The organism is Pseudonocardia sp. Cha107L01, from assembly GCF_052566575.1.
This window is the reverse complement of record NZ_CP199579.1, coordinates 7,275,512-7,288,953: the sequence shown is the minus strand read 5'-3', so window position 1 is coordinate 7,288,953 and position 13,442 is coordinate 7,275,512. Positions and strand designations below refer to the sequence as shown.

The following is a 13,442-nucleotide window of genomic DNA, read 5'->3' as shown; positions in this document are numbered from 1 at the left end:
CCCGCGCGTCTGAAGGACTGCGGTGATCACCACGCGTCCCCCCAGAAGTAGGGACGAAGGGTGCCGTAGCCCGTTGTGCCGGATGCTCGCTCCCGCCGGGATTCAACGCGGCCATCAGGGTGAAGGTGGAGCGCGTTTGTCCCGACTGAGGCCGTCGGCGCGTCGTGGGCGTTTGTTGCGTTTTGTCCGGGTCGCGTTTGTAACCTCTGCCGCATATCGCGCGAGCCTCGCGCGGAACCTCGATCCGGGGAGAGAACAATGATCGTTCTCGGTGTCATCTTGTTGATCATTGGTTGGCTGACCGGTATCTCCATCCTCTACACCGTCGGCAGCATCCTGCTCGTAGTCGGCTTGGTGCTGTTGCTGCTCGGGTCGGTAGGCCGCGGCGTCGGCGGGCGCCGCTGGTATTTCTAACCTTCGGCGTCCGTGCACGATCCCGGGGCACGCACGGGAAGGACCGGGCCGCGCGCGGCTGATCCGGCAGTCCCGGGTTTCGCCGAGTCGGGTGGCCCGACGGCAGAGGTCAGTGCACTGATTTCATCGTCGGGCACGTCCCGGTGACGGTGAATGGCGCTGGGAGTCCCGCGGGCCTTTCCGCCGACGGGCATCCGTGCGTCTTGTTTTGCCCGGCCGCGCCGCTACCACTTCCGGCATGTACCCGTGCGCGTCAACCCGCTCGGGTGCTGAGCAAAGCTTCAATCCGAGCGAGACGGTCGGTGAGAGCAGCGATGTCAGCCTTGGTGCAGTTCTGCTCCGAATCTTTCAAGGTCAGGATCAGTTGGCCGCCGGGTTCGAGGCGCCCGTCCGCGATCTCGGCGATGTTGTCGCCGTTCTGCAGGCGAACCGCCTGGTCAATCTCACTGTGCCGCAAACCCAAGCGGCGCAACGCACCACCCACGACGTGCCCGTCCGAGATCACCACCGTGGCGTGCCCCTCAAAGACACGGCCGGCGAGTGGGCTGAGTGCGATTAGCCGGTTGAGCGCGGCGTTGACCACCACGAGGGTGACAGCGCCCACGATCCCCCCGATCAGGGAGTTGTCGTCGCCGATCACCGCGTTCTGCACCACGTTGGACAGCAGGAAGATAACGATGAAGTCGAAAGTGTTCAGGTTCGCCAGGCCCCGCTTGCCCGTGAAGCGGAACAGCACCGCGAGCACCGCATACACAATGACTGTGCGCAGCATTTTCTCGTCAAGGGGGATTTGCTCAGCGAACATGTCGTGCCACATCCGAGTTCCTCCATCACGTCTCAGAGATCTACGAGCCTGACCGCCGAGTCACCTAGCACCCGCCGTGCGCCACCGCCCGCGCAAGGCCTTGTCGTCGGTGGCTGGGTGGATTTGGACCGGCGCCATTGCCGAAGTTGGATGGCGACGCGCAAGTCGGGCAGCTGTGGAAGGGGAGCCGAGTTGCCCCGCGTCTGCCACCAGACCCCATACGACCGGATGCTCTGCCGACGAGGACAGTCAGCTCATTCGCTGATCAAGGCTTCGATCTGTTTCGCGCCGAGTCCAGCAACTCGGCGGTTCTCAGCGATACCCACCTTGTTCAGCACCGCGCTGGCCCTGGCCGGCCCATATCCCGGCACCGCTCGAATCAATGCCTCGACCTTCGTCTTGGCCACGATGGGGTTGACAGCGGAGCGGGCGAGCACGGAGGCAATGCTGGCCCTGCCACCTCGGACTTCGTCCAGCAGCGCACGCCGGGCGGTACGAGCGGCCGCTGCCTTCTCCAGCGCCTCAGCGCGTTGTTCGGGAGTCAACGTCGGAAGTGCCATGTCGAGATCCTTTCTCCACGGTTCTGACCGACCCGAACCCCAGTACCCGCGAGTCCGATGGCTGCGGAACATAGCCGGTCTGTGCGAGTCCACGCTCACCCGGCATACCCGATGATCAGGCAATTCACCCGGCGGGGCCACGTTGCCAATGTCGTGGCCCCGCCGGCCAGCTCGTGCCCAGGCGCATCGGTTTCGTTCGATGTTTGGGCGGGTACGCCCGGAGCCCGCCGACAAGGAGGTCGAGATGGCAAACTCCGAGGACGAACCGCAAGCCCAGCGCCAGCAGATGAGTCAGGGGCTACCCGGTGGCAGGTCCAGTCGTGGCCCAGAACCCGACCCCGGGGGTACCGCGGAACCGCAAGGACTAACACCTCCCTACGACCGCGACGATTCCCCGGAGGCCCAGGCGGCGGCGGCCGACGGTGTGGGCAAGGCGTTCCGTGCCGACGAATACGGTGGGGAGCCCGGCCCACCTCCTCCGGTGTCGAAGGAGGAACGCGAAGGTGTGCCGCCGACTGACACCACGGCGGCGACGCCGCTGGGAGTCGGCGAATCGACCAGCACCGGAGGTGAAGAACTCGCCGCCAAGGAGGGTAAGGAAGCGGGCCGGGAAGACACCGGAACGAAAGGCCCGGCGCAGCGCCCGACCGGCACGTCAACCGGCGAGGACTCGACCGGGATCAACCCGCAGGGCTCAACGGAAGGCAGCCCGAGCGTGACCTCGGGCGACCAAGGAGGCTGATCGACAAACTGGCGAGCGCCCACCTGAGCAGGCTGGGTCGAAGGGCACGGAGCATCAGGCTCCGTTCTGATAGCCGTCAAACGCCGTCAACGAAGAGCAGACGCCGAGTCAGCGCCGTGTCCCGAATCGCGAGCGCTTCCGCGTAGTCCGCGGAGGAGTACCAGCGCCGCAGGCGATCCATGCTGGGGAACTCGACCACGACGACTCGTTGCTCACGCGGCCAATTCCCTTCGGGTACGTCCGGCTCCGCTCCGCGCACGATGTAGCGGCCGCCGTGGCGTGCGATGGAAGCTGCGGCGAGTTCCCGGTAGCGCTGGCCCTGGGTCTCGTCCAGCATCTCGACTTCGGAGATCGCGTAGGCAGTCATGGCGTCGATGATCCGCCTCCGGTCGACCGCACCGCAGCTCCCGTGACCGTCCTTGATGCTGCTATAGCGACGTATTCAAGGGCGACGAGTTCGCTCCGTGGGTCCCTGCGCGTCCTGACGTCCGGTCTTGGGGCTCGGCTCACTACGGACGCCGCCGCGGTTCCATCCGGGCGTGTTGCCACCTTCTCCGGCCTGGCAGAGCCTGGGCCTCGTGGACGAACAGCAGTAAGCGCCCACCGGAGCTGTGTGCGGTGCTCGATTCTGGTGGGGTAATCGACGAAGTCGCCAGCCCGGCGATGCGCGGTCTCGCGGCGTCCATCGGGGAAGATGAGCTGGTCCTAGGCGGGGCCGGACAGGAACAGGAACCGGCGCGCTGTGGGGTGCGGGTGGCGGTCGGGGCTTCCGGGCTCGAACCAGGTCAGGGCAGTGGTGCGCTGGTCGAACGTGGCGAGATCATCGGCGAGGGGGATAAAGAACTTCACCCGCAGGCCTGGTCCGGAGCAGAACCATCCGGGGGGTCCGTATCTATCCGTCCGTGCAGGGGTCGCCGGGTGCCCGACCAGTGAGCCGCAGTATGAGGGATCTGAGGTGGTGGCTTCGGCCACCAGGGATGGCGCCGAGGCGACCGGCTCAGCGCGCACCGGATACGACTTGCGGCCCTAGGTCTGCTCGTCCCCGGTATCGGATGCGCCGAGGAGGTCCAGCAACGGGCCGACCAGGTGGCCGTCCTGGGCGGAGTGTCGAAACGGGCGGTCCAGGTGGACGGTGTAGCTGTTGCGCCGGCCGACTCGGGTATGGGCTACGTAGCCGGCGGCTTCGAGGTCGGCCACGATCGCCTGAACGGTGCGCTCGGTGACTCCGACAATCTCGGCGAGGTCCCGCATCCTGGCATCGGGGTCTTGGGCGATCGCCACCAGGGCGCGCCCGTGCGTGGTCAAGAGTGTCCAGTTGCTTTGAACTTGCTCCTTATTGTGTTCCATCGCCCGCGAGTATAAACCCGCGTGCCACGACACGCGAGATGGAACACACGAAGGCAAACATACGTTCTTGTTGACGTGAATTAGTGGCCGGGCTACCCTGCCAAGGGTGATTCACATCCGGCGGAGGAGAGGTCCGCGATGAGGATCAACCCGTTCTCCACATCACCGGAAAGTCCCAGCGTCGGGCGGAACACCGACGGCGCGGCTGCCGTCAAGAGACCTGGCACCGTGGCGCCGGAGCCGCCGCTGCGGGCAGTCCCGACACACTTCGGCGGCGAGGCGATCCTGGCCCTGGTCGGCGAGATCGATACCTCCAACACCAACATCGTGCGCGAGGCCGTTGATCAATGCCTGGCGCGGCGACCGGATGTCCTTTTGCTCGACGTCAGCGGCCTCACCTACTGCGGCGCCACCGGGGTCCGCGGCTTGCGCTGGGCCCTGCGGCGGACCGAAGCCGACAACGTCGAGTTCCACCTCGTCGCCCCGCCGCCCTGGTTGCGCCGCGTACTCACCGCCGTGCGAGCCCACGACCTGCTGGCCGCCTCCTCCGACTCAGCCTGATCTGGGCCGGCGCCACCCGTTGACTCACCGCACCACTGAATTGACTTGTATGCAGGGGGATGGTCATGAACGAGTTCCTGGGCCGGGAGTTGGCTCAGCGGATGAGCGAGCTTGCCGGACGCCTACAGGACGAGGACAGCCGCGACGGCACGCTCCGCGCGATCGTGCACAGCGCTCTCGACCTGGTCCCCGGCACACAGTGGGCCGGGATATCGCTGATCCAGGGCAAACGGGTCACCGCCGAAGCGTCGAGCCACGACCTGGTCTCCGAGCTCGATCAACTGCAGAGCGACTTCGACGAAGGCCCCTGCTTGAGCGCGATCCGGCAACACCACACCGTCCGAATCGCCGACCTCGCCCAGCCGGGCCAACCCTGGCCGCGCTTCGCGGCCGCCGCCGCCGAAAGCGGGGTACGCAGCATGATGTCGCTGCGACTGTTCGTGCGCCGCGAAACCCTGGGCGCGCTCAACCTCTACGCGGCCCAACCCGACGCCTTCACCCCAGACTCCGAGATCCTGGCCGACCTGCTCGCCCAACACGCCTCGGTCGCCCTCGCCGGGGCCACCCGCGAACACCACCTCAACGCCGCATTGGTCAACCGGGACGTGCTCGGCCAGGCCAAAGGCATCCTCATGCAGCGCGACCGGCTCACCACACTGCAAGCCTTCCAACTACTGGTCCGGACGTCGCAGGAAACCAACATAAAGGTCGCCGACGTCGCCCGCTGGCTGATCACCGAAACCCAAAACAATGCCCGTGGCCCGCGCTCCGTCGGAGACGCCAGCACGGTTTTCCAGTCGAGGCCGGACGAGACTCAGCCCGGCCGGGCAGGGTGAAAGGACGAGAACGCTGCGCAGGGCGAGTGCGCCCGGGCAGCTTAGTCAATGCGCCGCTCTGGCGCGGCACGATCGACCAGCGAGTGGTCAGTCGCTCCACCGATGCGTCGTCGAATAGGTCGACGGCCGCGATGACCACCAGCAGCAGCCGTCGGAGGGCGACGTCGGGATCCACCTCCTTGAAGCGGTGCGAGAACCGCACCTCCGGCACGAAGACCACCAGTTCCGGCGACCTCCGCGTGGCCGACTCCGGGATACCCAGCGCGCCCGTCCCGCCACTACCGATCAGCAGGTCCCGGCTGGTCGGCCGCCGCCAGCAACAGTAGCGTCTGCGTATCTGCGGGCAGTAATGCGACGTGTTCCGCAGTGACGAGTCGCTCGCTAACGACTCCGACGTCCATGCTCGGCACACGGTTCGGGGCGCACTAGGGGTCCTTTGGGCTGGCCTGGATCGTGGCCGCGTAGCGTGTCCAGTCCGACCCTGCGCGATCGGCATGCTGCATCGCGGTGGTGGGGCTGACTCCGAGCGCGTTGGCGAGGACTTGTGGTGGGGCCTCTCTGACGAGTTGCTGCCAGGTTGTGTTTCGGGCCGCTCGGACTGGGATGCCTGCATCGCGTAGGACGTCGAGCAGCCTTTGGGGATGTATCGGCTGGTTGGGCATGCGACCGGGGAAGAGCCAAGAGGTTGTGGCGTTGGCTGCGGTATTGGTGTTGGAGCGCTTGCTCAAGTGTGTGGCGAGCAGGGTTGACAGGGGTTCGGGCACCGGTAGCCACTCACGGCCAAGGCGTAGCTGGACCTCTCCGCTGTCGGCGTCGACGTCGTTGATGCCGAGCCTGACGACTCGGCTGGCGGATTGCCCGTAGAGGGTGATCAAGCATCCGGCAATCCGGTAGGGCAGCGGCAGGGTGTCGTGGAGCAGTAGGGCGCGGATGATCTGGAGGCGTTCTGACTCTCCGATCAGTTCGGGATTGTCTTTGTCCCGCTGGGGGACGTCGAGCTTCGTGGTGAGGCGTTGAGTGCGGCACCAGTACAGGAAACGCTCGACGTGTTCGCGCGTCCCGGGACCAGTGGCGTACCAGGTGTCGATGTCGTGCTGTGTGCAGGAGGCGAGTGTCTGTCCGCGTGCGTCGAGCCAACCCAGGAACTCGATACTGACGGTGACCGATTGTTTGGCCCGCAGAACGGGGCCGGCGGCGACCGGTCCGGCGGTGGCTTGTCGACGCAGGTTGCGCAGGTGGTGCCAGCGGCCGAAGCGCTCGAGCACCTGGCGTCGGTCGGGATTGGCGATGGTGTTGAGCTTGGCATCGAACCAGCGTTGGAATGTGGCAAGGCGCCGGTCACGTGGGGGCAGCGCCTCGTTCTCCACCAGCAAGCCGCGGATGTACTCGACTGAGCGGCTCTGGGGCAGCTCGTCGAGCGCCGCGTGGGTCAACGCGATCTCGCCGGATCCGAGCGCGCGCAGGAGCTCTCCGACTCGAGGGTTGCCGCGCAGCCAGGTCACGCCGCTGTTGGCTCGCGGCATCGACGTGATCGCATGCGCGACTGGTTGGAGCTTCGCCGAGACGGTGCCACCAGGGCCGGTGAGCAGCTCCTCAACCATCTCGGTGAGCAGACAGCGCCAGCACGTCGCGCCCCGGGCGAGCGCCGCCTCGATCCCGCAGTGCTCGCAGGTCAGGTTCAGTGGGATTCCGCCGCAGCGTAGGCACGTTGGTTCGCCATGGGTGTTGAGGCCGGGGACCATGCCGACGTGGCCGCAGTCCGCGCAGCGTCCCTCCTGGCGGCGGGCGGCGTTGTAGCAGTACGCGCAGATGGGTCCCTCACGCCAGCGGGCGACCGGGGCATAGCACTCGCCGCAGCGCGCGCACGGCGACCAACGCCGCGGGTCCGGGGTTTGGCTGCGCGCTCGAGGTTTGCGTGTGCCGCTCATCAGTCCTCGTCGGTGATCCGGGCCCGCTCCGGGCGCAAATCCGGGTTGAGTTCCACCACGTCGGCCGCCCCGCCGGCCGCCGCCCTCGGTTGCTGCCCGCTGACCGCGTACGGGGTGATGAGGTCGTTGGGGGTGCAGTCGAAGATGTCGCACAGGGCTATCAGGGTCTTCATCGACAGCCGCTCCGGTTTGTCGGTTACCAGCCGATAGACCTGTGCGGCGGAGAGATCAATTCCCCGTTCCCGCAGCAGCGGGGTGAGCTGCGTGGTCTTCCACAGGTCGTGAGCGGCCATCTGTTGGCGCAGTTTCCAGTGAAAATCCAGGCGACGGCGAGGCATCAGAGGATCTCCGATCCGTCGGCGCTCAGGGCGCGTCCGATGCTGCGGTCCAGCGCCGCGCGCAGGGTGCGGGTGCGGTAGTCCGAGGACACCGAGGTGTAGAGCGCGGTGGTCGAGGAGTAGGAGTGCCCGACCTGCTGCTGCACGAACAGCGGGTCGTGGCCCGCTTCGATTAGGTGTGTCACGTAGGAGTGGCGCAGGCAGTGCAAGGTCAGTTCTTCGGGAAACCCGAGGGCGTCGCGGTACTCGGCGAACCGGGCACCGAGCTTCTCCTTGGACAGCCGGCCCGACCGTTCGCTGGGCCATAGACCCGAGCCGCCGCGCGCGGTCGGCAGCAGCTCGCGGCACTGCTCGACCCACTGGCCGATGACCCGCACCGACCAGGGGAACACGGTCAACACGCTGCGGCGTTTGGGCGTGCTGCCCTTGTTCGCCTTGCCCCACCGGACATAGATGACGCCGTAACCGCCGTACTCGGGCGCGTGAGGGTTGGACCCGAAGTCCGCCAGATCGAGCATCACGACCTCGCGGCGACGCAGCCCCCAGGCGTAGGTGGTCTTCAACGCCGCCGAGTCCCGCAACGCGGCAAGCCATCCCTTGTTGCCGCTGCGGCGGGCTGCCTCGACGCGGTCGTCGGCGTAGTCGAATAACCGCTGCAGCTCCGGCTTAGATAACGCCCGGCGCTGCGGGCGCCCTTCGTAGTCGCTGGTGTGCGCGGCGGTGTTCCACTCAAAGCAGATCTGCGCGGGATGGGTGCCGAACAGCCGCTGACATTTCCGGGATAACTGCTGGTCACGCCACCCTGTCAGCATCGCATCGAAGACTTGCTCGTCAGGGCGCAGCAGAGGAGAGCCGCCCATCACGAACAACTCAGCCGCGCCGCCCGGGACCTTCCACGAGCCGACCACGCCACCCCCAGAACAAGATCCCATTCAAGTGAACGAATCTTGCACCAGAAGAACGACGCAAAGCAAATCGCCTGGTCATCGGCATGTTTTCACCGTCGGCTCGCCGAACCGGTGATAGCATCGCGCGTACCATGATCACCGATGCGATCCCTGGCCAGCTCACCCGTGGGCACGCGCCCAGCGACGAGTAATTGCATCAAATGAAATTGGTATCGGTTGCCAACCGATAATGTAGATTAGGTCGATAAGACGCCCTGACGGCTGACTGGTGGGCGTACCGGGCGAGCAGCTCATCGCCATCAGCCGCCTCGTCAATCCGCCCCGCAGGGCCATCTGGTGGATACCGACGAGTACGTTGTCGCCCGCGATCACGGCCGAGGGCGGAACCCAACTTCCCGACACCCGAGCAAGCCCGACACCGGGATTCACGAGCCGACACCGCACCCCTCTACCACGAACGAGCGTCAAGCCGCACGGGCCGACCACAACAACCACGACCAGCACGACCACCAGGGATCCCGCGGCGACGGCCCGACCGCGGCCCTGGCGACAACGGCGGTCACGGCTCCGGTGGTGGGCACGGCGGTGGTGGGCACGGCGGTGGTGGGCACGGCGGTGGTGGGCACGGCGGTGGTGGGCACGGCGGTGGTGGGCACGGCGGTGGTGGGCACGGCGACGGCCACTGATTCTCGGGCGGTCGGCAAATCAGCCACATTGTTGTCGGGCATCGGTGAAGAGCGCCTCGCCGGGGGCAATCTGCCCGGTCAACTGGTCCATTTCGCCGCTGCGCTGTACACCGACGCGGACACCGTCCGGGCCTGCGCGGCGTTCTGGCAAACCTCGCCGGGTGGACTGTCGGTTCCTGATCCTGCAACTGGCACGGTTCGCGAGGCCGGAGCCTTGGTGAGCATCGAGTACATCGTCCAGCCACTGATTCGGTCCAAACGACTGATCCGCAGCCGTCGCTGCCACAAACCGGTTTCGCTCTGACAAGGCCTGTGTTAGTCCCAATACCGTTCAGTTACGGTTTTGGATGAGGTAGTTCGGTGAGTGCTGGGGGCCGGGCCAGGCACCGTGGTGGGCACGTTTGACGTGCCACTTGGGCATCTTTCGCTTGATGACCCTGGGTGCCGCCCGCAGTCGGCGGGCGGGGTTGAGCCGCCGAGCGAGTCGGCGCAGCGCGGTGCCCCAGACGTGGTTGGTGGCCTGGACGTTGTCAGGGGGGAAAGCGCCCGCGAGGGGCGACAGACTGGCGGGCGATGCGCAGGGCTGCGACGAAGCTGACCCGGTCGGGGTCGCGCCCGCTGTGCTTCGCGGTGTCGGTCATCAGGGTGCGGATCGCGTAGTGGCAGCACAGGTGCCCCCAGATCTCCTGCTGCACCAGGTCGGGTGACTTTGAGCGCAGCACGGTGCGGGGTCCGCGTTGGTGGGTCTTGAGCTCGTCGAGGATGAGTTCGATCTCCCATCGCTGGTTGTAGGCGGCGGCGAGGTCAACGGCGGAGACCTCGCCGGGGTCCAGCAGCGTGGTGAACAGTCGATAGCTGGTGTCGTTGCCTCGGCCGTCGTCGACCGTGTAGTCCACCGCCCGAACCAGCATCGGCTCGCTCTCACGGTCCGTACTCTTGCGCAGCATCGCCAGCCAGGAGCCGTCGTCGAGGTCACGCACGTGCTTGGCCTTGGGTCCGAAGGCATCGGTTCGGATCCGCCAGAGCAGGTCCGCGCCGGTCCCAGAGGCCTGGCGCCACAAGCCGTAGGAGAAGAAGCCACGATCGGCGAGCAGCAGCATCCCGGGCTCCAGCCGAGGCAGCAGCCGCTCGGTCAGGGTGGCCTCGGACTCGGAGTAGACGCCGATCTCGGCGGCGAACACCGCATGCGTGCCGCACTCGGCCAACGCCACGATCCTGGCCTGCGGAAACGCTGCCTGCTCGCCCTTGCTCACCCCGGGCCGGCCGAAAAACTTCGCGTTCTCGACGGTGTCCGCTACGTCCAGGCAGGTTCCGTCGATGGCGACCATCCGACGCCCAGCCAGCCATGACCCGGCCATCATCGGGGTCGCGAGAGGCTCGGCGACCCGAGCAAACAACGCCGCCATCGGCTCCGGACCGAGGCGCTGCCGGGCCTGAAAGATCGCCGACTTCGACGGCGGGTTGTAGCTGGCCTCCCATCCCGACGCCCACGCCAGCCCATCGGTCAGCTGACTGAGCACGTCCTCATACGAGCCCTCGGAGTACAGCGCCATCCCAATCGCGAAGTACGCCATCACTCGCGCCGGCAACGTGCGATTGCGCTGCTCGGTGCGGCCAGCCTCGGCGATTACCTCATCGACCAACTCCGGTGGAAACACCCGGGTCAGCACCCCCACCGAGACCAAATCCGACAAGCGACGATCCGAGACGGGCTTCTTCCACCCAGCACGAGGCACATCAGCAAACTACACCGATGTAAGCCTAACTGAACGGTATTGGTGTTAGTCCGGGCCGATTAGCGGGCAGCTCAGGATGATCCGTGAGTCGGCTTGTCAGTGCAGAACCACTGTGAGAGCCGAGTCCTCGGCTGTCGTCTGAGCGGGATCGTCCACGCCGACCGATTTTGCCTGCGGAGGATGCCCATGCGCGGCACACCATCGGGGTGCGGCCGACGGGTGTCGTGCGTCAGTGTGGATGAGGCCACCGAGATGTACGACCGAGGTGAACAGGACCGCTGCGGTCAACAGGACGCCGAGGAGAACCAGGCGTCCGACCATCAGCGCGACGGCCGCGACGAATAGCGCGGCCAGGGCGATCAGCAGTAGCACGGCGTGCGCGATAAGTGCCATGCACTCTCACCTGCCTTTGACGTCAAGGCGATGCTAGAACCGGACGCCGCTTGCACCGACGCCGCGAGGGTGTGTGTTCAGCAAGTCTTCAGCGTTTTCCATCTCGAGCCGGTCGGGTTCTTCGACGGCAACCCGGTGCTGGACGTACCGCCGCCGGGCCGTCATCCGAGCGACCGGCCCCGGAATCCGGCTGACCGAGCGTTACCTCGGGGCCGCCCATCCGAGGACAGGTGACCGGCGTGGACGACAGCAACACCCGGGGTGCCGGCGGATGTCGCAGCGGCGGACGATTCTCGGCGCGTCAGTGTCACAGCGGCTGGGTCGAGGTCCATGAGTTCCGCCGTGCCGGCCCGCGTCCCCGGTGCGCCGGCCGTCACGCCGACCTGCCTTGACAGCGCACGCGGAGAAACCTCCGATCGCTGTCGAAACCACCGTTCCCCGCTCGACGGTCAGGCAAACGGCAGAACGCCTCGGCAGGCCAACCATGGAAGGCCGTCATCCCAGTCTGCAACACGCTGAAACCAGTTTGGATCGAAACGACAGGAGGTCGAAGTGTCTGCATCAGTGCTCTACATGGCGTGTCCCTCGACACGTTGATTCTGGAAGCGCTATCGGCGGCCCGCGACCACCGGGAACGATGATCCAGTCGCCGCGAGCGGTGGAGTTCCGAAAGGGACCCGTTCCGGCACAGCGCTACATCGCCAGCAGCTGTGAGCGCAGAGAAGAAGATCAAGGGGTCGGACCGGGAGCTGTCGCCGGAGCAGGCCGCCGCAGCGGCGATGGTGGCCGAGGCTCGGCAGCGAGAGCTCGAGCTCACTGGTCCAAACGGGCTGTTGAAGCGTGTCGAAAGAGACGATCTCACGGAGCGCCCTTACCTCGACATCACCAGCCCGATACACTTTGCAAATACGCGGAAGCTGAATCATTGCGCCCGCCGTTCACAGCCCCTGGGAGTATCCAGAAGCCGCCACGCCGAACAGGACTCCCCGTATGCTCGACAGCGAGGGGAGAGTCGGCCAGGTACGCGATCTGAGCACCTCCACCCACACGAAAGTCCTCGTCAAACCTTCACCGACGTGGCAACCTCGCCAAATCCGAAGACGCCGTCGTGAACGCACAAAAAGCTCGTCACTCGACCGAACGGCGACTCGTCGTACCATCACTGGCCGGCACCGAGCCTTTGGGTATTATCACCTGAGGGCCACACTGACACTAGCGTGAATCACTCATGCGGGTGATCCAGTTACACACTGTCGGCTGATTGCTGGACAACTTCATCCCTACCTACTACGCCTAACCATGTGGTTGAGGCGATAGCGTCTTGGCCCGATCAATCGGAGGATATATGAATCGCAAGTTTGGCCAGCGCGCCGCGGTCGCGGTCGCCGCAGCCGCTCTCGCTACCGGCGCAGCGGCTCTCTTCGGCGGGACCGCGTTCGCCGGCAGTCACGGCGAGGGCAACAACACCGGTGGCGCCGGCGGCGCCGGCGGCAAAGCTAACTCGAACTGCGTGCTTCCTATCGGTATTTCGGCCGGTATCATCGGCCAGGGCGGCAACAACTCGCAGTGCACTGCCACCGGCGGCGCCGGCGGTAGCGGCGGGACCGGCGCGAACTACTGACCCTGGCGCGCCACCGATCGTCGCAGCGAGAGGCGGTAGAGTTTCCTGGATGTGTCGTGGAAATTTACCGCCTCTCGCGCGTGGATGAGGTTCGCCAAATAACGTCAGGTAGCAGCCAATCGCTAAAGACCGGCTGGCGATCAATGGAGCGACAATCGGCTTTGTCTGCGGTCACCGCCCGCCGACACGGGGAACCTAGTTGGCACCGCCATCGCCGCCGGCCCCACTGGCCGAGTTGCACTGTGAGACGGGGCCGCCCTGGCTCATGACTCACGCGGACATTCCGAGCGGGACCGCGCAATTGGGGTTTGCGTTACCTCCATCGCCGCCGGCTGCCTCGTAGGAACAACTATGGCCACTGTGTCGGTCATGCCCCTCGCTGTTGCAGCCGCAGTCGTCATGCCCGTCTGCGAAGCCAGTGCCGGTGAACGTAAGGCCCCATCGGCCGCCAGGACGACGCCAACAGAGGTCACCGCAATTCTCTCTCTCCGACCTTGCTGATCGTAATTCGTCCTCCATTAATAGCTGGGGCCGACCGACGATGTGTGTCGTCTCGCGGGTGTGGTC

At 66.1% G+C, this 13,442-nt stretch carries 16 protein-coding genes; 6 read left to right on the top strand and 10 right to left on the bottom strand.

Annotated features, from left to right (window positions below):
* Nucleotides 1-258: 258 nt before the first annotated feature.
* Nucleotides 259-414: a DUF6131 family protein gene (locus ACTXG6_RS34265; protein ID WP_445183500.1), complete on the top strand. Its 156-nt coding sequence runs from the start codon at nucleotides 259-261 to the stop codon at nucleotides 412-414.
* Nucleotides 415-667: 253 nt separating this feature from the next.
* Here the strand turns inward: ACTXG6_RS34265 and ACTXG6_RS34260 are convergent, their stop codons facing one another.
* Together ACTXG6_RS34260 and mihF are read right to left on the bottom strand one after the other, a co-directional pair.
* Nucleotides 668-1,231: a DUF421 domain-containing protein gene (locus ACTXG6_RS34260; RefSeq protein ID WP_445183499.1), complete on the bottom strand. Its 564-nt coding sequence runs from the start codon at nucleotides 1,229-1,231 to the stop codon at nucleotides 668-670.
* Between the two features lie 242 nt (nucleotides 1,232-1,473).
* A complete protein-coding gene (mihF, locus tag ACTXG6_RS34255; protein ID WP_445183498.1) occupies nucleotides 1,474-1,779 on the bottom strand; it encodes an integration host factor, actinobacterial type in 306 nt (101 codons plus the stop codon).
* A 244-nt stretch (nucleotides 1,780-2,023) separates the two neighbouring features.
* On the opposite strand from mihF, the gene ACTXG6_RS34250 reads away from it, so the two are divergent.
* Nucleotides 2,024-2,521 (top strand): hypothetical protein, encoded by a 498-nt coding sequence (locus tag ACTXG6_RS34250; protein ID WP_445183497.1) that lies wholly within the window; start codon nucleotides 2,024-2,026, stop codon nucleotides 2,519-2,521.
* 76 nt (nucleotides 2,522-2,597) lie between these two features.
* Here the strand turns inward: ACTXG6_RS34250 and ACTXG6_RS34245 are convergent, their stop codons facing one another.
* The 3 genes from ACTXG6_RS34245 to ACTXG6_RS34235 form a co-directional block, all read right to left on the bottom strand.
* A complete protein-coding gene (locus ACTXG6_RS34245) occupies nucleotides 2,598-2,888 on the bottom strand; it encodes a DUF1330 domain-containing protein (protein WP_445183496.1) in 291 nt (96 codons plus the stop codon).
* Between the two features lie 338 nt (nucleotides 2,889-3,226).
* Nucleotides 3,227-3,370, bottom strand: a complete 144-nt coding sequence (locus tag ACTXG6_RS34240; protein WP_445183495.1) for a hypothetical protein — start codon at nucleotides 3,368-3,370, stop codon at nucleotides 3,227-3,229.
* A 177-nt stretch (nucleotides 3,371-3,547) separates the two neighbouring features.
* Nucleotides 3,548-3,826: a winged helix-turn-helix domain-containing protein gene (locus ACTXG6_RS34235; RefSeq protein ID WP_445183494.1), complete on the bottom strand. Its 279-nt coding sequence runs from the start codon at nucleotides 3,824-3,826 to the stop codon at nucleotides 3,548-3,550.
* Nucleotides 3,827-4,006: 180 nt separating this feature from the next.
* Between ACTXG6_RS34235 and ACTXG6_RS34230 the strand changes: the two genes are divergently transcribed.
* Nucleotides 4,007-4,429: an STAS domain-containing protein gene (locus tag ACTXG6_RS34230; RefSeq protein WP_445183493.1), complete on the top strand. Its 423-nt coding sequence runs from the start codon at nucleotides 4,007-4,009 to the stop codon at nucleotides 4,427-4,429.
* A gap of 65 nt (nucleotides 4,430-4,494) precedes the next feature.
* A complete protein-coding gene (locus tag ACTXG6_RS34225) occupies nucleotides 4,495-5,265 on the top strand; it encodes a GAF and ANTAR domain-containing protein (RefSeq protein ID WP_445183492.1) in 771 nt (256 codons plus the stop codon).
* A gap of 425 nt (nucleotides 5,266-5,690) precedes the next feature.
* Here the strand turns inward: ACTXG6_RS34225 and ACTXG6_RS34220 are convergent, their stop codons facing one another.
* From ACTXG6_RS34220 to ACTXG6_RS34210, 3 genes are read right to left on the bottom strand one after another with little or no spacing between them, the layout of a single operon-like run.
* Nucleotides 5,691-7,193 (bottom strand): hypothetical protein, encoded by a 1,503-nt coding sequence (locus tag ACTXG6_RS34220; protein WP_445183491.1) that lies wholly within the window; start codon nucleotides 7,191-7,193, stop codon nucleotides 5,691-5,693.
* The gene (locus ACTXG6_RS34215; protein WP_445183490.1) at nucleotides 7,193-7,531 is read right to left on the bottom strand and encodes a helix-turn-helix domain-containing protein; all 339 of its coding nucleotides are present in this window, start codon (nucleotides 7,529-7,531) and stop codon (nucleotides 7,193-7,195) included. The genes ACTXG6_RS34220 and ACTXG6_RS34215 overlap by 1 nt, the downstream gene beginning before the upstream one ends.
* A complete protein-coding gene (locus ACTXG6_RS34210; RefSeq protein ID WP_445183489.1) occupies nucleotides 7,531-8,391 on the bottom strand; it encodes a tyrosine-type recombinase/integrase in 861 nt (286 codons plus the stop codon). The genes ACTXG6_RS34215 and ACTXG6_RS34210 overlap by 1 nt, the downstream gene beginning before the upstream one ends.
* 384 nt (nucleotides 8,392-8,775) lie before the next feature.
* Between ACTXG6_RS34210 and ACTXG6_RS34205 the strand changes: the two genes are divergently transcribed.
* Entirely contained in the window at nucleotides 8,776-9,429 is a 654-nt protein-coding gene (locus tag ACTXG6_RS34205) for a hypothetical protein (RefSeq protein WP_445183488.1), read from the top strand.
* Nucleotides 9,430-9,655: 226 nt separating this feature from the next.
* On the opposite strand, the gene ACTXG6_RS34200 is transcribed toward ACTXG6_RS34205, so the two are convergent.
* Together ACTXG6_RS34200 and ACTXG6_RS34195 are read right to left on the bottom strand one after the other, a co-directional pair.
* Nucleotides 9,656-10,861, bottom strand: coding sequence for an IS4 family transposase (locus tag ACTXG6_RS34200; protein ID WP_445183392.1), 1,206 nt, complete (start codon nucleotides 10,859-10,861; stop codon nucleotides 9,656-9,658).
* A gap of 96 nt (nucleotides 10,862-10,957) precedes the next feature.
* Nucleotides 10,958-11,254 carry a hypothetical protein gene (locus ACTXG6_RS34195; RefSeq protein WP_445183487.1) on the bottom strand — a complete coding sequence of 99 codons (297 nt, stop codon included), beginning with the start codon at nucleotides 11,252-11,254 and terminating at the stop codon, nucleotides 10,958-10,960.
* A gap of 1,345 nt (nucleotides 11,255-12,599) precedes the next feature.
* Here ACTXG6_RS34195 and ACTXG6_RS34190 point away from each other — a divergent pair.
* A complete protein-coding gene (locus ACTXG6_RS34190; protein ID WP_445183486.1) occupies nucleotides 12,600-12,875 on the top strand; it encodes a hypothetical protein in 276 nt (91 codons plus the stop codon).
* Nucleotides 12,876-13,442: the final 567 nt, after the last annotated feature.

Bases quoted from the DNA above. Each gene is read 5' to 3' on its own strand.
- ACTXG6_RS34265 (WP_445183500.1), top strand. From the start codon at position 259: ATGATCGTTCTCGGTGTCATCTTGTTGATCATTGGTTGGCTGACCGGT.
- ACTXG6_RS34195 (WP_445183487.1), bottom strand. From the start codon at position 11,254: ATGGCACTTATCGCGCACGCCGTGCTACTGCTGATCGCCCTGGCCGCG.
- ACTXG6_RS34220 (WP_445183491.1), bottom strand. From the start codon at position 7,193: ATGAGCGGCACACGCAAACCTCGAGCGCGCAGCCAAACCCCGGACCCG.
- ACTXG6_RS34230 (WP_445183493.1), top strand. From the start codon at position 4,007: ATGAGGATCAACCCGTTCTCCACATCACCGGAAAGTCCCAGCGTCGGG.
- ACTXG6_RS34190 (WP_445183486.1), top strand. From the start codon at position 12,600: ATGAATCGCAAGTTTGGCCAGCGCGCCGCGGTCGCGGTCGCCGCAGCC.
- mihF (WP_445183498.1), bottom strand. From the start codon at position 1,779: ATGGCACTTCCGACGTTGACTCCCGAACAACGCGCTGAGGCGCTGGAG.
- ACTXG6_RS34260 (WP_445183499.1), bottom strand. From the start codon at position 1,231: ATGTGGCACGACATGTTCGCTGAGCAAATCCCCCTTGACGAGAAAATG.
- ACTXG6_RS34210 (WP_445183489.1), bottom strand. From the start codon at position 8,391: ATGGGCGGCTCTCCTCTGCTGCGCCCTGACGAGCAAGTCTTCGATGCG.
- ACTXG6_RS34215 (WP_445183490.1), bottom strand. From the start codon at position 7,531: ATGCCTCGCCGTCGCCTGGATTTTCACTGGAAACTGCGCCAACAGATG.
- ACTXG6_RS34245 (WP_445183496.1), bottom strand. From the start codon at position 2,888: ATGACTGCCTACGCGATCTCCGAAGTCGAGATGCTGGACGAGACCCAG.
- ACTXG6_RS34250 (WP_445183497.1), top strand. From the start codon at position 2,024: ATGGCAAACTCCGAGGACGAACCGCAAGCCCAGCGCCAGCAGATGAGT.
- ACTXG6_RS34225 (WP_445183492.1), top strand. From the start codon at position 4,495: ATGAACGAGTTCCTGGGCCGGGAGTTGGCTCAGCGGATGAGCGAGCTT.